Below are 16,968 nucleotides of genomic sequence, written 5' to 3'. Positions count from 1 at the left end.
TTCTTCTTCAGGAACATCTTCAATGTATTAAAAATAACAGTTATTCTATATATACATCATTATATCTACATATCTATGCTGTTTTGCGATACTCGCTTGGAGTCTTTCCCGTCTGCGCCTTGAAAAAGCGGACGAAGTGCTGAGAATATTCAAAGCCGAGGCGCTGGCTGACTTGCGTAATGGTTAAGGTTTCATCTACAAGTAGTTGGCGGGCTGCAGAAAGCAGTCGGTCGTTGATCAGACTCTTGGCGGTTCTGCCAGTCTCTGTCTTGACTAATTCACCGAAATATTTGGTAGAATAGCAGCATTTGTCGGCAAAGTAGGCTACGGTAGGTAGCCCTTCATGCTCCGCTTTCCGGACAATGTATTCATCGAGCAGAGAGATGAACTTCTTTACCACCGAATGATTAATCTCCTCGCGTGTAATAAACTGTCGGTCGTAGAAGCGCAGGCAGTAGTTTAGCAGCAACTCGATGTTTGAAACGATGAGTTCACGCGAATGTCTATCTATAGGATGCTCGAGTTCCTGCTTGATCATTGAGAGCACGTCACGGAAGATGTTTACCTCGGCAGCGGATAGATGTAGTGCTTCGTTGCTTGTATAGTCGAAGAACTCATAGCGGGAGATGTTCTTGCCAAGCTGGGTGCGGTTGAGCAACTCGGGATGGAAAGCCAATACCGTATATTTGGCAAGCGGTACTCCTGGATTAGGTTCTACTTTAACCGACTGTCCTGGAGCAAACGAGGTGACGGTCATCTCGTCAAAATCATATTCTGTTCTGCCGTATGACAATTTGCAGCCCTTGTTTTCCTTCAGGAAGAGGGCATAAAGTCCGTAATGGTGCACAGCCTCCTGTATCGGAGAGGTGTTCTCTACACGTGCAATGCTTACCAGAGGATGAAGCGTTTTCACCCCAATGTAGTCGTTGAACTCCTGTATCGTATTAAAGAATAATTCCTTCATAATCCTAAGCCTTTTAAATTTCTTGGGTGCAAAGATACGCACATTCTCCAAAAAAACTTATACCTGGTTTCCGGAAGATTTTACCATTATCGGAGATTTATTCCATTCTTCCATATTTCATCTCCACGCCTTCTTTATCATACTGCTTGCGCTTGCCGGTTGGTGGCTCAGTAAGTGTGATGCGAACTACAGCCGTGCGTGACAAGGAACGGGCGATGCTCTCGTCGAAAGCATCCATGTGTTGAGGAAGGAAGCACCATGAAAATACCAATTCACATCATCATCTGATGCGAGTGACAGGGGTAAGCCGTAAGGTTTGCCGTCTTCGTCAATAAAACTGACCGTTATATACGGAGCCTTGTGCATTACTTCCAAAGCCCACTCACTATCCATTGCTCTTGATTCCTTTCTCATTTTTATCCAATTAATTTAATGATCTGTTTATCCGAAGCATCAGGCAGGATTTCTTTCAGATGCTCGAAAATCCTCTGATAAGATTCCTGGGGAGTGCGATTGCATTGGCAAACCTCCCTGCCATAGAGATCTTCGGGAGTATTGAGCAGCGACCATCCCCAGCCATATTCGTGATTGTGCTTGTCACGAGGGTAGATGAAATCCTCGGTCACGATGTAAGTCGCCATTTCCAGTCGGGTGAGATAACCGTCAAACTTGCTTCTCATTCCCTTGCCGGTGAAACCGCAGGCTGCCCGAAGTTCTCTTGTGATGAGACTGCCGGTAGATTGAAGCGTGCAGAGAATGGCTCCTTCTATCGATTCTTCATTCGGGCGAGGAAACTTGCTTCTTCTGTAGTTACAGAAGTCCGGCCACCATTCCTGGCTGATGAATCCAGCCTTCTTGTTAAAGAACTTTCCGTACATACACGGCATTTCCTGCACAATCTCGCCCTTCCATTTCCAAAGCGGCCAGTCCCAACCGCCTTCAGGAAATGTTACATAACCGCAGTCTTCCGCCACAATGTCTTCGGCAGAGAAGCCTTCAATGCCGCTATCAAGGAGAGGGAGAAAGCCGATCTTCTGAATCAGCTCCATCATGCCTGTTGCTGAATATATTTCCGGAAAATTCATATTCATTTATTTTTTATCCGTTGAACTTAAATAATCTTGACGTTACATCTGTCTTCTTATGTATCGTGCCAGTCCGTAAACATATCTTCGGCAACCTGGACGATAGTGGAGCAGGCGGTCGAACCATGCAAGATGTTTGTTGAATAGGCGAACTGTAACACCTACATAGACCATGGCGAAGAGCGTTCCGATGCCCACGATCTCCCATTTCCATGAACCGAGAAGCAGGAAACAGAACAAGACGGCCAAGACCACGAGCGTGATGTCCACCCGAATCTTGGCTTTAGGGAAAGGCCAGCCGGTAACCTTGTGAATGGCGATGGAAATGCCCTCGCCAGGCATGGTTACTGAGCCGCACTTCACCTCCATGGCAATTCCGAAACCGAGGATGGTGCAACCGGCAATCTGCACAAGGGCATTGACCAGGATATATTCTGAAACCATCCACTGTGTAAGCACCATATTGAGGTCTATGAACATTCCGAAGATAAAGCCGATAGCGAGCTGGAAGAGTTGCACCCACTCGAAGTTTCTTCTCAGAATCAGAATCTGCAGCACCACGAAGATCGCATTCATCATGATGGTGTAGCCGCCGATAGTCCATCCTGGGATGTAATCAAGCATCTTTCCTGCCGAAGCCATCACGTAAGGGATGGTGGAAATAACGCTTGAACCTAACTGACTTCGCACACATGCTGCGACTCCGAAAGTCATTACATACAGCGAAGCGAGCAGCAGAATATGCTGCCATACAAAAGATATAACTTCTTCTTTCTTAATCATCTATATTATTTTCTTAATCAATTCATTCAAATTGTCCTCTCTGATAATCTTAGGCTGAGCCTTGCCAGCGAGAACGAGAATCTTTTTACCATTACGATAAATATGAAGCTGTCGTGAGCGAACCGCGGCAGTCAACTCCTCATCGTTCTGCATGGCTTGCCAGATAGGATAATATACTCCCTCAGGTTCAAACAACTTCTTTTGAAGATGCGAGCAGAGGTTTGTTGTATCAATAGTTATTGCCATATTTCCTTCAACTTCTTCTTATCACTTTAAAATCCCAACTCCACATCCTTGCCGAATGGTGCGAGCGAAAGCGCGGCCATCTTGAAATGCTGTTTTCCCCAAGGAATGCCGATGATGGTACATGCAAGAGCCAGACTTCCGGTGAAATAACCGATGGCAGCTTCGAGACCTCCGAAGAGCCACCAAAGTAAGTTTCCTATTATGCGCATAAGATTATTCTTTTATATTTTTGATTATATCAAGAATGGATCAAGCGTAGCCAGCAGTTCGGCTTTATCTACCACACCGCTTGTGCGCCACAATACTTCTCCGTTGCGGAAGAGCATCAGCGTAGGCACGGATTGGATGCGGTATTGGCTTGCTGTTACGCCGTACTTGTCCACATCCACCTTGATGATTCGGATACGGTCGCCCAACACACTCTTCACCTGTTCCAGAATGGGGTGCATCGCCTTGCAAGGTTGGCACCAGGTAGCAAAGAAATCGACCAGAACAAGCTGGCCACTGTTTATTACATTATTAAATGTCTCCATAATTATTTATCTATTTCTGTGAAACGATTAAAAGTTCTGCCGTCCCTCGTAACTTTCCCGAAGAACATGTTTTCCGGTCTTACCCAATAGGCTTGGTCTCCATAGAGAGCCTGATAAACCACCATGCGCTCCTGAGTCTCGGAGTCGAAGGCAGAATGGATGAACTTGTATTTGCCGCCCTTAAAGTGCTGGAAATATCTTTCTTCCTTTGCCGAAAACTCCATCAGCATTTTCTGGGCAAGGGGAGCGTACCAGGTCTTTACCTCCTGTTCAGTAGGCGTATGACCGCCAGGGAAATGGAAGGCTTGGTTGTAATGCTGCAGGAAAAGAGGGGAGAAGTGAGCCAGGGTGTCCTGCTCACCAAAAAGTCCCCACACACGATCCTTATAATAGGGGTTGCAATGGTCAAACTGCACGGCTTCCAGCTCCGCAAACTCCTCAATCAGCGCCTCGTCAATCACAAGCCGTTGATTTCCGTCCCTTCTCGGTGCTTTGTATTCATGCTCGCCGATTCGCTCCTTCAGAAACTCCGTCATCATGAAATACGGATTGCCGAGCAGGGCAGGAATGCCCACCACCGGAGCCAGCATCTGGGCGAGGAAAGAGCCGCAGCTGTTGCCCAGAAGCAAGTCGGGCTGTTCGCGGTCGATGATGGAGCGAATCTCCTTCAGTGCCTCCTTGGGGTGCAATGGGAGGTCGGGAGTCAGCACCACCGCCGTCCCCTCAAACGCCTCTTTCAAGGCTCTCGCCATCGGACAGCTGCCCGTGGCGAAGAATCCGTGTAGGAATAATATCTTCTTCATGCTCTAATCATTTGATAATGATGCGCCTGTAATTTAGGGAGATAAGCCATGCTCAACTCCCATATTAGGCAATATATCTGCAAAAATACAAAAAATATTCAGAAAAGTGATTTTATGGATGGATTTTGTTGGCAGGGCGAACTTGATTTAACCTTATTTTATAAGATAGAGGGATATTTTGATAATCAGAAATCCTTAATGACCGGATTCATGAATATATGTACACATATACACCAAGGGGAGTTTGCTCGTGATGAGTAAACTCCCCTATAATTATCTTAAAAAATCTTATTTATTCTATAGAAAGTTTTGATATTCAGAATATAATCATTATATTTGCACGTAATATTAGTGGTGTTATTATGTGCAATATTAAATATTATATAGCTGAAACTGCTGCATATTTCGGCAACATGTTGGGCGAAAAAGTAGCTTTGGAACCAGCAGATAAAGATTTGCTGGAAGGAATCCCTATGAATGTTTCTTCCAGGTTCTCTTTTTATAAAGGATGTATTTGGGGGCAGCACATTTTGATGGCTTACCTAAAGGATGGTGACTCTGTGCCACCTGCCCAGTTGAAGAAACTATTGGATATTATAGGTCGACAGACACAGCTCGTCGTCGTTTTAATCACTCCATGCATTTCATCTTATAATAAGGTTAGATTGGTGGCACAAAAAGTTAACTTTGTTATCCCCAACAGGCAAATGTTCCTGCCATCTCTTTTGCTTGACATCAAACCAGACAGAAAGGTTGGCTTGGATTTGAAAGAAACTATTCCTCCCTTTGCCCAATGTTTGTTGCTTTATCATTTGCAGATTGAATCCATTGTTGGGGCAACAGGTTATGGACTGAGCGATAAGTTTGGCGTTTCTTATGCGACCGCAAACAAATCATTGCGCTGGCTTGTCTCCAAAGATCTGATTAAGTTGGAAGGAACAAAGACCAAGACGGTGCAAATTGATATAAGCAATAGGGAACTTTGGAATAAAGCATTGCCAATGTTGGTTTCTCCGATTGAGCAGCTTTATTATACGGATGCAGTACTTGAAGGACAACAGATAAGTGGGGTGAATGCGCTGGCTTTCTACACGATGCTTAATGAAGAATCATGGCAGTGTTGGACTGTTACAAAGAAAGAGCTGAAAACTCTGGCCATCGTAACCGACAAGCAGTTCGGAGAAAATGAAATTCAAGTATGGAAGTATAACCCAAAAATATTAAGTACTGAAGGAGTGGTTGATAAGCTTTCGCTTTATCTGTCATTGAAAGACAATGAAGATGAGCGAATACAAATAGAGTTAGAACGATTAATAAATGAAATGTCATGGTAAGAGGAATAGATACTTTCAAGGAGTTCTTCAAAGGTTTTGAGGACAATTATGTTATAATAGGTGGCACGGCATGCGAAATTCATGAGGATTTGTATGCTCAGGTACCTCGTGCTACTAAGGATATTGACATTATCTTAGTGGTTGAAGCTTTGTCGGCTGAGTTTGTTGCTAAATTCTGGGAGTTTGTAAAAAAAGGCAATTATGAGCAGCGAAACAAGGGTGTTAATGAGAATGTTGAGCCCAAACATGAATATTTCCGCTTCATGAAGCCTGCTAATTCTGCTTTCCCATATCAGGTTGAACTCTTCTCACGTAGTCTTGGCTTGATGAATTTCCCAGAGGAGGCTCGTATCACACCGATTCCAGTGGATGAAGACCTTTCAAGTTTATCGGCAATACTCATGGATGAAGACTATTATCGTTTCACGATAGAACATAGCTTGCAGGAAGATGGCGTGCATATCGCCAATATCGAGAGTCTTATCTGTTTGAAAAGCAAGGCTTTCTTGGATTTAAGTCAAAGAAAAGCTAAAGGTGAAAGTGTTGATAGCAAGCATATTGCAAAGCATAAGAAAGATGTCTTTCGTCTTGCAGCAATGCTTACTCCAGCAAGTAGATATGAATTGCCCGACACATTAAAAACTGATGTTAGTGACTTTTGTGATGCTATCATGCAGGATTTGCCTAATGCCGATTTCATCAAGTCTGCAGGACTTGGCAATGTGACAAGCCTGCAGATTATAGAACAACTTAAGGAATCAATGTTGTAGTTATGGTTAAGATACAATATGCTTCAGATTTGCATTTGGAATTCATGGAGAATACCCTGTATTTGGAGACTTATCCTCTTCAGCCTGTTGCTGACATCCTGGTGTTGGCTGGAGATACTGGCTATTTAGGTGATGAAGGCTTTGTCAAGCATCCATTCTGGGATTGGGCTTCAGAGAATTTCAAGCAAGTAATAGTAATACCAGGTAATCATGAGTTTTATTTGGGTTATGACTTGGGGCAACTCCATGATGGATGGTGCATGGAAATTCGGCACAATATCAGATGCTATTATAATGCTGTAATACATCTTTCGGATGATACAGACCTTATCGTTTCTACACTATGGGGATATATAGAGCCGCAGGATGCTTTTTCAACCGAGCGCAGAGTAAATGATTTCTACCGTATTAAGGATTGTGGCGTTGTGATAAATAGTGAACGGTTTAATCAAGAGCATGCTAAGTGCCGTGCTTTCATCGAAAAGGCTGTTAGTGAAAGCCAGGCAAAGCATATTGTTGTGGCAACGCATCATGTTCCATCATTTCAACTGGTGTCTCCGGATTTTAAGGGAAGTCCGATAAACGGTGCTTTCACAGCAGAGCTGGGGAACTTCATTGCTTATAGCCGAATAGACTATTGGATTTATGGTCATTCTCATCGTAACATAGACAGGATAATAGGAAATACTCAATGTGTTTCGAATCAGCTTGGGTATGTGAATCATGGAGAATCTGAGTCTTTTGATTCAAAGAAATGTATTAATTTAATGCTTTAGTTGAGGCTCTACATTATATAGAGAAGCAATAGCGTCCGTACTGCGGACGCTATTGGCTTAAGCTCATAAAAAGACACTGCCCCTTCATGACACCCTTGGAAATTCGTAATTTGGCACTTAAGTTATACGTGTCGAATGGCATTCTGTTAGTTACCAGTGTATTCGCATTTTGCCCCCCAAAAAATCCTTAATGACCGAAAATGACCGTGACCTTAATGACCGGACCCTTTGGGGGGATTGAAAATGAAAATGACCCTTAATGACTTTGACCCTTCATGACCGGAATTCTCGGTAGAACGAAAACGGCCGCTCTCCTCATGATTTTTACTCAGAGGTGAGCGGTCTATTTTTATGGTTGAGTCTCCTTATTATAATAAGGTAGACTCCATGTTCTTTATCCCATGCAGCTCGTTACTCCGAGCGTAGTAGCGATAGCGGTCAGAATGCTGATGGCTATCTGCAGAATTGTTTTCCAAGTTTTCATTTTTTTTTGAATGTTGAATGTTGAATGTTGAATTTTTTGTGGGCGGATAGGCTGGGCTAGGGGCTAGCACCCTAGCCAGTCTATCCTTGGGCTATTCAAGGCCGTCGCCAGTATCGTCCTTGCCGGTAGTACCGCCGGTTGATTCAGAGCCTTGGCCGTCGCTGCCGGTCTGACCGGTGTTTGAACCACCTGGGGTAGGACCGTCTGGCGTATTATCCGGAGTAGTTGGCGCGTTGAGGTCAACGTTGGTCTTACCCTCCTTAATCGCCTTGATAACGGCTGCCTGAGCGCTGCGGCTGGCTACGAGGTTGAACTCGGCGTCATCGCGAAGGTTCTTGAACTCCTGACCAGGCTCCCACTGAACCTTCACACCGGTGATGTTCTGCGAGGTGAACTTGTCGGCATCCTCGGCACCCTTTGAGGTGAGAAGGAGAGAGAAATCGCCGAGGTCGCCCAGACGGATTTTCTTGCCCTCAAGCAACATCTCACGCATGCAGTCTACGGCGATGTAGAGGATGGCGCTGATGTCGGCTCTCGAATAAACACTTCCATGAGAGGTGATGTGCTTGGCAAACTTCTCGATGGTCATGATGTCAGTGTACTGTGAGATAGCGAAAGCGTTCTGCTTCTCAGTCTTCACGAGTTCCAGGTCCTTTGGGTCAGGGGTAGTACCCTCCTTCTTTGCCTGGTTGATGCGTGACTTAGCCTGGTTGATTTCCAGAAGATTTGCGTTCACGCTACGCATTACGATGCTGTAATTAATCATAGTCGTTTGTAGTATGTTTAGAGTCCTTTGTTTTGCAACTCCCCAGAACGCCCCGTTCCTGCCGTTTTCGGGGTCTTCATTGATGACCGGCGCCTGCCATCATTTATGACCCGTGTTGGTCTTAATAGAAGACCCGAGCAAGGCACAAAAGGCTGTTCTTTCGATTGCCGGTGCAAAGATACAACATTTTCGGGCAGAATACAAGCTTTTACCCTAACTTTCTATGCAGAAAATGACGTAAGTAGCTGATAGATAATACTTTCTATCGTTTTCTATCAGAACTTTATTGCAGAAACATAGCAAAACAGGAAAATACGCATTGAAGGTAGCCGAAGAAACGTGAAAAAGCGGTCATTAAGGTCAAGGTCATTAAGGTCATTAAGAAAATGGGAATCGGTCATTTTGAGCTATAGTATATATAAATATTATTTATATATATACTATAGGAAAATGTTTTTCCCCCGAAACCTTAATGACCTTAATGACCTTGACCTTAATGACCGGATAGAATATTTCTGTTTTAAAGACTTGCAGTAAATAAGGTAACGTATCGTAATTAGTTGTTTATTACACATTTATACCTGTATATTAAAGTTGCTATTAATGTTTTTATGTATAAGTATAATCTACATTCTCTAGTGCCGGAAATGAGTTCTTGCATTGCTTTATCTCCTCTGTTTACCTCATTCTACCCCTTATTTACCCCTCGAATTTGTCAAAAATACGTCAAGTCTGAGACAGATTTATGTCTGAGGAGGGGCATTTTTCATCCTTTGGAGAGGGGGTAAAACATCTTCCTAACCTCCATATTTTGCATTTTTCCGTTAAATAACGTGATAAAATTCTTTGGTTTGCCTGCTTTTTATTATCTTTGCTAGTAATTGACAAATTATTGACGTATCAATAGTTCGGAAAGCTAGAAACTACATAACAACAATGCTGAGATGGAAATGGGTAATCTATTGTTATATAGCTATTTTGTATGTATATTTCGTGTGTAAAGTGAAGTCTGTATGTTGGGTTACGAATGGAATATATATTTACTTTTTAAATCATAGCGCTCGCTTTTTATGCATTCTCCCAATACCTGTTTTCAGCGATGAAAAACGGAAAAATTAGAGTTTTCTGATTACATAAACCCGTTTTTTAGCCCATGAATAGCCGATTTTGCCCTTTAATTCATGCCCTCATTGAGCAGCTGATGGAGGAATATCCATTAGCCACGATTCATGGTCATAATGAATTTGCCAACAAAGCTTGCCCTGCTTTGATGTGAAGAAGGAGTGGGGCTAACAGATAGGGAACGCGCTGCGTTCCCTATTTATACTTATTTCCCGATGCAACATGTGGATGTTGCTGATAGTTAAGCTTTTATCTTTTAAACGGTACAACTACCCTTTTTACAAGTGCAGAGAAAATGAACAACAAATGTAATATGCTTATTCTCAGCCTGTTAGCGATGAAGTTGTACCGCTCCTTTTTAGCCTTTTTTGTAAGATTCTGGAAACAAATGCAATGCATTGTTTCTCAGCCTCTTCCGTTTCTTGTGTTACAGAACGCTTATCTGGTTGCAAAGATACAGATTTATATTGGATTAGAGCAAACTATTATCTTAAAAAATATTATTTTATTCCTTGTGTTATTTCATCAATACAGGCTTATTATCGTAGCCGTTCATCTTGTTTGTCACTATTGTCGTTCCAAATAACCTCTGGTTCATGTATAGTTTGCAATGGTACTTTAACAAGAGAGTCAGAAGCCACTTTCTCATAGTCATTTGGTGAGTGATTGGTTTGCTCTACAAAGGTTTTAAAGAGAAAATTTCTTCCCATACCATTACCGAATATTACATCCAATGGTTCTCCTGTATCTTTCCATATTCTGACTCTTGCTGCAAAACCAAAATCAAATTTAACGGCACATTGTCTGCAACTCATTGACTGTGGCATTAACCTCTACATTCAAAAGGAACAGCTTATATTATTGGACGATGAAGGACATCCGTCCCTCTTTGCTCCGATAATGATAGCCACGCTTTCAACCTGTGCGCAATTGGAACGTGATAATATCTCATTCCGATTGCAGTCAGGAAGGAAGCGGTATATAGAGAGAAGGTGGAAAACTCGGACGCAATGTAGGCTCTGTAAAAACGGCAGAACAGATGAAAGCCGAATATAGGGAAGTTATTAGTTTGCTCCGCAAGGGGTATTCCATTCGGGATGTGGCGAAGTTAAGTGGAAGGGGCGTGAGTACGGTGCAACGAGTTAAGCGATTAATAAAAGTGCAATCACCGCAATAATACTATTGATTTTACGTTCTTTTCAAAGAAAGGGGTTTGTGCAATAGTGGCTTATAGGCTAAAAGCACTACCTTTGAATGCTGTTAAATATGGTAATGTTCAAAGTCACAATTTGTGATATTGGAAAAATGAATATAAATATGACAGATAAAATAGAAAAAAAGGAGAGCAGCGAACTGTGTATATCACATAGGTGCATCCATTAAGGACTTAGGCAAAAAGCGGTTTGGCTTCTCCAAGATGGAGATATATAGTATTAAGGCGCATCGCCAGTAAACGTCCTTTGTTATTTGATCAAAAATAGAACACTTTAAAACGGAGGTAGAATGAATAGATATTTCGACTCTTACGGTTCAGACCCACGCCGCATCCAGTATGCTGGTAGTGAGACTGATGGCTTTTTTGTTGATTATAAGGTTATTGAATTTTCACTTGCGAAACTTCAATTAATTACACCTAAGCGAATTTCCACAAGTAAAAGGTTCTACTATCTTGCTGGATGAGTTTTATAATTTAAAATACACTATCTTCATGAATAAGTTATTAAAAATATTTTGTTTTTGTGGGTTGTTTTGCCTATGGAATTGTAGTAAAAATAGCATACATCCTAATCTTATAAACAAAAAAGTTTGTAAGCAAATATTAGTGAAAAATTATTTTAATGATAATGAATACATTATTAATAATAATGTTTCAATTCAAGAACTGTATGAACTCTTACAGAATGCAACTCTCTGTGATATAATCAAATTGCCTCCAAGATTAGTATTAACTATAAAAGGTACAAATTATCATCAGACTTTTTTCATATGTGATGATTATATAAAAGATGACAAAAGAAAAATATATAGATGTAAAAAAAATATAGAAAAGGAGTTAAAGAAAATCATCAAAGATAATCGTTCACACAACGGTTTGGAACGTAGTGAATGGCAGGCTGTATATAGTGAGAATATTTCGCGTGGTCAACTAAATCGACCTTTAAGAACTTATTATATAACAACAAAAGCCCCGTCAGGTAATTATGTAGGGGGCGATGGTCCTTCTATTTTAGCAGACAAAAATATTCCAATTTCGCTATATTGGTATAAAAAGTAAAATAATTCGTACGATAAAATTGCTTACATATTTCATCGTACGAACATGTTGTTATCAAAAATATAGAACAGATGAAAATAAAGTTTACATTATTATTTTTGTTATTAGTAACATTTTCTGCAATTGCAAATTATAATTTGCCTAAGGAGAAACTCAAAAAAGTCAAGTTACAATTAAATAATAAAACTTTCGAACTCTGTGTACCTGAAGGATACATGTTGTCAATCAACTATACAACAGAAGAAATCGAATATTTGTTTAGATATCAAGATTCTTCATGTATCTATTTAAGTGGTTTCTTTTATTGTAAAAATGAACGAAATATAAGTCTTTTAGGGGATAGTATATATAATCTTCGTTTTCAAAACTCGAAACTAATTAAAGAAATTAACGAGCTTCTTACAAAGAACAAAATTCCTATAAAACCAGATACTATTAAATTGAAGGGAATTCAAGAAAATCAATTAATGTGGAAGGATATTCTATTGAAAGATATAAGTGTAGGCTATTATAATGTGTCGAAATTAAATGTCGCCTTATTTGATAGGTCAATATCATCATTGAAACAGAAAATGAAATAATTAAAGAATGAAACATCCACATGAAGAATATGAGGCATCCAGGCTTTGGGAATTTGTAAAATCTTCAATAGAAGATTTAGTTGAGAATAATGATATTGAGCTTTTTACTCCGATAGAGTATATTGTAGGTCATATTTGCAAAATATATCCTCAACCGATATAAATAGTGGAGAAAAGTCGCCCAAATAGAGCATTTCATCATATTAGAAATGTCTAAATGGAAGAGAGTGTAAAACAGTGTCAAGCGAGAGTGTAAATTAAACTGTGTCAAGCTACAATAAAAGTAGTTTAACACAGTTTTTATATTATGGACAACTTAGAAATTGATTACAAGAAAGCAGCTCAGCAGTTGCGTAGTGGTGAAGCCTTATTTGGCAAGGACGGAGCATTAGCTCCATTGTTAGAGCGTATTCTCAACTCAGCTCTCGAAGGTGAGATGGATGCTCATTTAAGTGAAGAGGAACGCTCTTCCGGCAACCGTCGTAATGGTAAGATGAGTAAGAAGGTTCAAACAAAATATGGTGAGGTCACTATAGAGACTCCTCGTGACCGAGACGGAACTTTCCAACCTGAGACCGTAAAGAAGCGTGAGACTATTCTTGCCAATGGCATGGCAGACCAGATTATTGAGATGTACGCCATGGGCACCAGCACACGTGACATCAGCAGCTACTTTGAGCGTGAGTTCAACACAACTCTATCAGCCGATACTATCAGCTCTATAACAGACCGTGTATTACCCGAAATCACCGCCTGGAAGTCTCGCATGCTCGATCCTGTATATGCCATTTGCTGGCTTGATGCTATCCATTATAAGGTAAAGGATGAGAATGGCAGAGCTGTCACACGAGCCATTTACAACATTCTTGGTATCAACAAGGAAGGCCAAAAAGAACTGTTAGGTATGTATGTGTCTAAGAGTGAAGGAGCTAACTTCTGGCTAGAAGTTCTTACGGATCTTCAGAACCGTGGTGTTCGAGACATCTTGATTTGTTGTATTGATGGTCTCAAAGGCTTCCCAGATGCCATCCAAAGCGTATTTCCTGAGAGTTCTGTGCAGCTCTGTATTGTCCATCAGATACGCAATTCTATCAAGTATGTTGGCAGTAAGCATCAAAAGGAGTTTATCAAGGATTTAAGAACAGTATATGGTGCAGTAAACAAAGACTCCGCTGCTGCTAATTTAGACCTGTTAGAGTCTAAGTGGGGAGAGATGTACCCAATTGTCATCAAGTCATGGCGTGACAATTGGGAACGTCTGACAGAGTATTTCCAATATACTCCAGCCATCCGTAAACTCATTTATACGACCAATACGGTTGAGGGGTATCACAGACAGGTAAGAAAGGTCACAAAGACTAAAGGGGTCTTTCCTACGGATAATTCTTTGGAGAAGCTTGTATACTTAGCTTACCGCAACATCCGTAAGAAATGGACTATGCCACTGGCAAATTGGGGACAACTTTCTCAACAATTGGCAATAAAATTTGGAGATAGATTTAAAATTATGTAACTTTGCAGCCGAAAAGACTTCCCTGCTGGGGGCATGCCCCCAGCAGGGAGTGGGAATGAAAGTTAAGAACAAGCCTTGACACAGTTTAATTTACACCCCCGTGTCAAGCTATAACAATTATAGTCCAACACAGTTTATTTACACTCTCCATACTTTCTTATTCAGAATATAGTTCTTTCCATCCTCTTTTTTAGTTTCATTGCTAAACGAGTCTATAAGAATAATGTAGTTTGTATCAATCACCTTATGGAAAAAATGTCACCACTCAAAGGATGCACAAGCATCAATATGTTGCCGTCAAGCACTTGGAAAGAACCTTTTAACCTTTCCTGTTCGTTCTGCTTTTCTTTGAATGTCCGTATCAACAAGTAGGAACCATCAGCATTTAACGTGAGAGTTGTTTCCACATTCGGCGGTAACACACCGTTATAAGTTTCAGCTATGGAATCCAAGCTAACTCTATTTTATAAAGCATATCATTCGATTTTAATTGAAATATATGCATGTCGCCAAGTTTTCTATGATTATTTAAATATAGCGTAATACGTATAAAACCATTGATAGATCTGTATTTTGAGGTAATGCTGCAATTCTATGCAATAAAATCAAATGTCTATCGTTCTTTAGATAAAACATAAAATAAAGACGTATGAAAGTATCAACAAAACAAAGTAGCAAGATTGAATGTCTAAAATTTCTTGAACCGTTCATAAAAAAAGAATGGTTCAAGAAACTTGTGTGCTTTGTTAAACGCATGAGAAAGAATAAGATTATGAGGTGGGTAACAAATATTGCTTTTATCTTTATTGTAATGAGGATTGGTCTTTATTACAGTTACATTTCTGCACATACAATCCTTGAATTTCCATTTTGGGTGTGGGGAATCATACCTGCCATAGCTATTTATGTATTGTTGTTCGTTGTTGGAGCTAAGGGAAAAGAAGTTCCATTTGCTATATTTTTCGGGTGCTGTGTCGGTATTTTTATTACTGGATTGCTGATTATGCTGGTTCAATCAACTAACTATTGGTTTGCTAATTCGGAATCCTATCATAGAGAAGCGTATGTTATGGGGAAGAAACATATAACAAACCATGGTTATAGACATTGGTTTTCAAAGCTAAAGTTTCGCAAGTGAAAATTCACAAGCGTGATTTAACGTAATTTTGGAATAAAAAAGGCTCTGAAGTTTGTATAACTCACAGAAAATGAGTATCTTTATAATCGCTAAACAATAAAGATAAAACTTCAAAGCCGTGAGCAAAGATACAAAAATTATTTCAGATCTGCGAAGCTTTTTCGCAAAAAATGACGATAATCGTGCAATTAAGTGCATTATGGGTGTGATGGAACATATAAATATACGCTCCAGCCAGATTGGAGTAGAGAAGAAAGAGAACTGCAAGTTCACTACCTTGCAGGTACTCAACCTCCTCATGCTCTTCCCGTTCTTCGTAGTCAAGAATGCGAGTCGATACTCAAACTCGTCCTTGAGTAAATTGTTCAATTGTGATAAAGACATGTTCTATCGTTTTATGAATGATGGCAACGTCAAGTGGCGCAAGTTACTATATGCAATGAATCTTCAGCTGATAAAGAAGATATCAAGCAGCACAACTGTTCATCATGACAAGCCAGTTTGTTTGATTATTGATGATACTGATGCACCTAAGACTGGTATGACGACCGAACTCATAGGAAGAATCTGGTCTCATGTTCATCAAAAGAGCATCCTTGGTTATAAGTGCCTGACCATGATGTTGTCCGATGGCGTTAGCCAGCTCTTTCTCGATTTCTCTCTTCATGTTGAGGAGGGAAAGGACAAGCAAAAGGTTCAGGGACTTACTGCTAAGCAACGCAAAGCTCGCTATACCGAGGACCACGAAGGGCAAACGGTAAAAGAGCGTGTGGATGAATATCTGATGAAGAAGACAGACAAGGCCATAGATATGGTCAAGTATGCCATCAAGCGAGGTGTTCGCTTTGATTACTTGCTCGTAGATAGCTGGTTTACAAACACTAAGCTCGTGCGTTTCATTTCCAGCAGACATATCAAGTGTCACCTGTTGGGCATGATTAAACTGGGCAAAACCAACTATGCAACGAAGCATGGTAAGATGAATGCCAAGCAAATCATCAAGCACCTGCAAAAGGAAAAGGCATGCAAATACAACAAAATGCTTCGCTGTACCTATTGTACAATGGACGTCAAGTTGGATGGTGTGCCAGTCCGTTTGTTCTTTTGCAAACGAGGACGCAAGGGAAACTGGAATGGGTTGTTGACCACAGACCTTTCTCTTAGCTTCCTTGAAGCGTATCGTATTTATGCCAGACGATGGGCTACCGAAGTTGCATACAAGGATTGTAAGACCTTGCTGAACTTTGGCAAATGCCAGTCTGTACATTTTGCCGCTCAAATTGCTAGCTTCACTTTGACAATGATGCAGTATAACATCTTGTGTACAGTGAAGAGATTTGAAGCGTATGAAACCATCGGCGGCCTCTTTACAGAGGTTACCAATGACACTCTCGAGTTGTCCGTAACGGACAAGATATGGGCTATCATTTTGGACTTCGTTCTGGAAGCAGCAGAGCGTTACTCTATAGATGCTACAGAGTTGCTGGCAGATTTCATCGAAAGTAATCCTGTTGCCCATACGCTACGTAATATGCATATTTATAAACAAGCAAGTTGATATTTATTCACTTGCGAAACTTCAGAAAGTTTAATGTGAGTCTAATATTTTTAGATAATAAAGAATACTTTAGATTGGATGATTCTGATATTTATAAAACATGTGACCAGGGTGATACCGTGAATGTAACTTTGTGTAAAGGTCTTTATGGCATACCTATTGTCAAGGATTTGAAAACTGAAGTTGTCCCTGCGGATTGACAGTCGTAAGGACAATTAGTAAAGATTCTATATCTGT

At 40.7% G+C, this 16,968-nt stretch carries 21 protein-coding genes and 1 pseudogene; 10 read left to right on the top strand and 12 right to left on the bottom strand.

Annotated features, from left to right (window positions below; all coding sequences use genetic code 11):
* Window positions 1–73: 73 nt before the first annotated feature.
* The 8 genes from KUA46_RS06000 to KUA46_RS05965 all read right to left on the bottom strand — a co-directional run bounded on the left by KUA46_RS06000 (window position 74) and on the right by KUA46_RS05965 (window position 4,414).
* The gene (locus KUA46_RS06000) at window positions 74–964 is read right to left on the bottom strand and encodes a helix-turn-helix domain-containing protein (RefSeq protein ID WP_218434332.1); all 891 of its coding nucleotides are present in this window, start codon (window positions 962–964) and stop codon (window positions 74–76) included.
* A gap of 97 nt (window positions 965–1,061) precedes the next feature.
* Window positions 1,062–1,202: a hypothetical protein gene (locus tag KUA46_RS05995; RefSeq protein ID WP_228114938.1), complete on the bottom strand. Its 141-nt coding sequence runs from the start codon at window positions 1,200–1,202 to the stop codon at window positions 1,062–1,064.
* 178 nt (window positions 1,203–1,380) lie between these two features.
* Window positions 1,381–2,049 carry an AlkZ-related protein gene (locus tag KUA46_RS05990; RefSeq protein ID WP_217326214.1) on the bottom strand — a complete coding sequence of 223 codons (669 nt, stop codon included), beginning with the start codon at window positions 2,047–2,049 and terminating at the stop codon, window positions 1,381–1,383.
* Window positions 2,050–2,091: 42 nt separating this feature from the next.
* A complete protein-coding gene (locus KUA46_RS05985) occupies window positions 2,092–2,832 on the bottom strand; it encodes a YczE/YyaS/YitT family protein (RefSeq protein WP_218487098.1) in 741 nt (246 codons plus the stop codon).
* Window positions 2,833–3,072, bottom strand: a complete 240-nt coding sequence (locus KUA46_RS05980) for a hypothetical protein (RefSeq protein WP_119237594.1) — start codon at window positions 3,070–3,072, stop codon at window positions 2,833–2,835.
* Window positions 3,073–3,104: 32 nt separating this feature from the next.
* The gene (locus KUA46_RS05975) at window positions 3,105–3,287 is read right to left on the bottom strand and encodes a YccF domain-containing protein (protein ID WP_117695838.1); all 183 of its coding nucleotides are present in this window, start codon (window positions 3,285–3,287) and stop codon (window positions 3,105–3,107) included.
* A 24-nt stretch (window positions 3,288–3,311) separates the two neighbouring features.
* Window positions 3,312–3,611 (bottom strand): thioredoxin, encoded by a 300-nt coding sequence (gene trxA, locus KUA46_RS05970; RefSeq protein ID WP_022121765.1) that lies wholly within the window; start codon window positions 3,609–3,611, stop codon window positions 3,312–3,314.
* A gap of 2 nt (window positions 3,612–3,613) precedes the next feature.
* Window positions 3,614–4,414, bottom strand: coding sequence for a YqiA/YcfP family alpha/beta fold hydrolase (locus KUA46_RS05965; protein WP_153086547.1), 801 nt, complete (start codon window positions 4,412–4,414; stop codon window positions 3,614–3,616).
* Between the two features lie 362 nt (window positions 4,415–4,776).
* Here KUA46_RS05965 and KUA46_RS05960 point away from each other — a divergent pair, with 362 nt between their 5' ends.
* From KUA46_RS05960 to KUA46_RS05950, 3 genes are read left to right on the top strand one after another with little or no spacing between them, the layout of a single operon-like run.
* Window positions 4,777–5,748 (top strand): hypothetical protein, encoded by a 972-nt coding sequence (locus tag KUA46_RS05960; RefSeq protein WP_218487096.1) that lies wholly within the window; start codon window positions 4,777–4,779, stop codon window positions 5,746–5,748.
* Entirely contained in the window at window positions 5,742–6,518 is a 777-nt protein-coding gene (locus KUA46_RS05955; RefSeq protein ID WP_218487095.1) for a hypothetical protein, read from the top strand. The genes KUA46_RS05960 and KUA46_RS05955 overlap by 7 nt, the downstream gene beginning before the upstream one ends.
* Window positions 6,519–6,520: 2 nt before the next feature.
* Window positions 6,521–7,294 carry a metallophosphoesterase gene (locus KUA46_RS05950; RefSeq protein ID WP_218487094.1) on the top strand — a complete coding sequence of 258 codons (774 nt, stop codon included), beginning with the start codon at window positions 6,521–6,523 and terminating at the stop codon, window positions 7,292–7,294.
* 394 nt (window positions 7,295–7,688) lie between these two features.
* On the opposite strand, the gene KUA46_RS05945 is transcribed toward KUA46_RS05950, so the two are convergent.
* The 3 genes from KUA46_RS05945 to KUA46_RS05935 all read right to left on the bottom strand — a co-directional run bounded on the left by KUA46_RS05945 (window position 7,689) and on the right by KUA46_RS05935 (window position 10,481).
* A complete protein-coding gene (locus tag KUA46_RS05945) occupies window positions 7,689–7,778 on the bottom strand; it encodes a smalltalk protein (protein ID WP_153082247.1) in 90 nt (29 codons plus the stop codon).
* Between the two features lie 91 nt (window positions 7,779–7,869).
* Window positions 7,870–8,544 (bottom strand): DNA-binding protein, encoded by a 675-nt coding sequence (locus tag KUA46_RS05940; protein WP_218487093.1) that lies wholly within the window; start codon window positions 8,542–8,544, stop codon window positions 7,870–7,872.
* 1,661 nt (window positions 8,545–10,205) lie between these two features.
* Complete coding sequence (locus KUA46_RS05935) at window positions 10,206–10,481, bottom strand: hypothetical protein (RefSeq protein ID WP_218487092.1); 276 nt, start codon at window positions 10,479–10,481, stop codon at window positions 10,206–10,208.
* A gap of 109 nt (window positions 10,482–10,590) precedes the next feature.
* On the opposite strand from KUA46_RS05935, the pseudogene KUA46_RS05930 reads away from it, so the two are divergent.
* The 5 genes and pseudogenes from KUA46_RS05930 to KUA46_RS05910 all read left to right on the top strand — a co-directional run.
* A pseudogene (locus tag KUA46_RS05930) lies at window positions 10,591–10,843 on the top strand (helix-turn-helix domain-containing protein); the annotation flags it as partial.
* 531 nt (window positions 10,844–11,374) lie between these two features.
* A complete protein-coding gene (locus KUA46_RS05925) occupies window positions 11,375–11,941 on the top strand; it encodes a hypothetical protein (RefSeq protein WP_218487091.1) in 567 nt (188 codons plus the stop codon).
* Window positions 11,942–12,012: 71 nt separating this feature from the next.
* On the top strand, window positions 12,013–12,522 hold the full coding sequence (locus KUA46_RS05920; protein ID WP_218487090.1) for a hypothetical protein: 510 nt from the start codon (window positions 12,013–12,015) through the stop codon (window positions 12,520–12,522).
* Window positions 12,523–12,529: 7 nt separating this feature from the next.
* On the top strand, window positions 12,530–12,685 hold the full coding sequence (locus KUA46_RS05915) for a hypothetical protein (RefSeq protein ID WP_218487089.1): 156 nt from the start codon (window positions 12,530–12,532) through the stop codon (window positions 12,683–12,685).
* Window positions 12,686–12,829: 144 nt separating this feature from the next.
* On the top strand, window positions 12,830–14,035 hold the full coding sequence (locus KUA46_RS05910) for an IS256 family transposase (protein WP_118142106.1): 1,206 nt from the start codon (window positions 12,830–12,832) through the stop codon (window positions 14,033–14,035).
* A 239-nt stretch (window positions 14,036–14,274) separates the two neighbouring features.
* On the opposite strand, the gene KUA46_RS05905 is transcribed toward KUA46_RS05910, so the two are convergent.
* Window positions 14,275–14,442, bottom strand: a complete 168-nt coding sequence (locus KUA46_RS05905; protein WP_420377708.1) for a copper resistance protein NlpE N-terminal domain-containing protein — start codon at window positions 14,440–14,442, stop codon at window positions 14,275–14,277.
* A gap of 242 nt (window positions 14,443–14,684) precedes the next feature.
* Between KUA46_RS05905 and KUA46_RS05900 the strand changes: the two genes are divergently transcribed.
* Both KUA46_RS05900 and KUA46_RS05895 read left to right on the top strand, forming a co-directional pair.
* A complete protein-coding gene (locus KUA46_RS05900) occupies window positions 14,685–15,173 on the top strand; it encodes a hypothetical protein (protein WP_218487951.1) in 489 nt (162 codons plus the stop codon).
* Between the two features lie 118 nt (window positions 15,174–15,291).
* Window positions 15,292–16,731 (top strand): IS4 family transposase, encoded by a 1,440-nt coding sequence (locus tag KUA46_RS05895; RefSeq protein ID WP_420377707.1) that lies wholly within the window; start codon window positions 15,292–15,294, stop codon window positions 16,729–16,731.
* The last annotated feature ends 237 nt before the right edge of the window (window positions 16,732–16,968 follow it).

This window comes from Segatella copri (genome assembly GCF_019249765.2).
GTDB classification, from domain to species: Bacteria; Bacteroidota; Bacteroidia; order Bacteroidales; family Bacteroidaceae; genus Prevotella; species Prevotella copri_K.
The sequence above is the reverse complement of the archived record's forward strand: the minus strand, read 5'-3'. Positions and strand labels throughout refer to the sequence as shown.

Coding starts and splice junctions, on each gene's coding strand:
- KUA46_RS06000 (WP_218434332.1), bottom strand. CDS start 964: ATGAAGGAATTATTCTTTAATACGATACAGGAGTTCAACGACTACATT.
- KUA46_RS05995 (WP_228114938.1), bottom strand. CDS start 1,202: ATGGATGCTTTCGACGAGAGCATCGCCCGTTCCTTGTCACGCACGGCT.
- KUA46_RS05990 (WP_217326214.1), bottom strand. CDS start 2,049: ATGAATTTTCCGGAAATATATTCAGCAACAGGCATGATGGAGCTGATT.
- KUA46_RS05985 (WP_218487098.1), bottom strand. CDS start 2,832: ATGATTAAGAAAGAAGAAGTTATATCTTTTGTATGGCAGCATATTCTG.
- KUA46_RS05975 (WP_117695838.1), bottom strand. CDS start 3,287: ATGCGCATAATAGGAAACTTACTTTGGTGGCTCTTCGGAGGTCTCGAA.
- trxA (WP_022121765.1), bottom strand. CDS start 3,611: ATGGAGACATTTAATAATGTAATAAACAGTGGCCAGCTTGTTCTGGTC.
- KUA46_RS05965 (WP_153086547.1), bottom strand. CDS start 4,414: ATGAAGAAGATATTATTCCTACACGGATTCTTCGCCACGGGCAGCTGT.
- KUA46_RS05960 (WP_218487096.1), top strand. CDS start 4,777: ATGTGCAATATTAAATATTATATAGCTGAAACTGCTGCATATTTCGGC.
- KUA46_RS05955 (WP_218487095.1), top strand. CDS start 5,742: ATGGTAAGAGGAATAGATACTTTCAAGGAGTTCTTCAAAGGTTTTGAG.
- KUA46_RS05950 (WP_218487094.1), top strand. CDS start 6,521: ATGGTTAAGATACAATATGCTTCAGATTTGCATTTGGAATTCATGGAG.
- KUA46_RS05945 (WP_153082247.1), bottom strand. CDS start 7,778: ATGAAAACTTGGAAAACAATTCTGCAGATAGCCATCAGCATTCTGACC.
- KUA46_RS05940 (WP_218487093.1), bottom strand. CDS start 8,544: ATGATTAATTACAGCATCGTAATGCGTAGCGTGAACGCAAATCTTCTG.
- KUA46_RS05935 (WP_218487092.1), bottom strand. CDS start 10,481: ATGAGTTGCAGACAATGTGCCGTTAAATTTGATTTTGGTTTTGCAGCA.
- KUA46_RS05925 (WP_218487091.1), top strand. CDS start 11,375: ATGAATAAGTTATTAAAAATATTTTGTTTTTGTGGGTTGTTTTGCCTA.
- KUA46_RS05920 (WP_218487090.1), top strand. CDS start 12,013: ATGAAAATAAAGTTTACATTATTATTTTTGTTATTAGTAACATTTTCT.
- KUA46_RS05915 (WP_218487089.1), top strand. CDS start 12,530: ATGAAACATCCACATGAAGAATATGAGGCATCCAGGCTTTGGGAATTT.
- KUA46_RS05910 (WP_118142106.1), top strand. CDS start 12,830: ATGGACAACTTAGAAATTGATTACAAGAAAGCAGCTCAGCAGTTGCGT.
- KUA46_RS05900 (WP_218487951.1), top strand. CDS start 14,685: ATGAAAGTATCAACAAAACAAAGTAGCAAGATTGAATGTCTAAAATTT.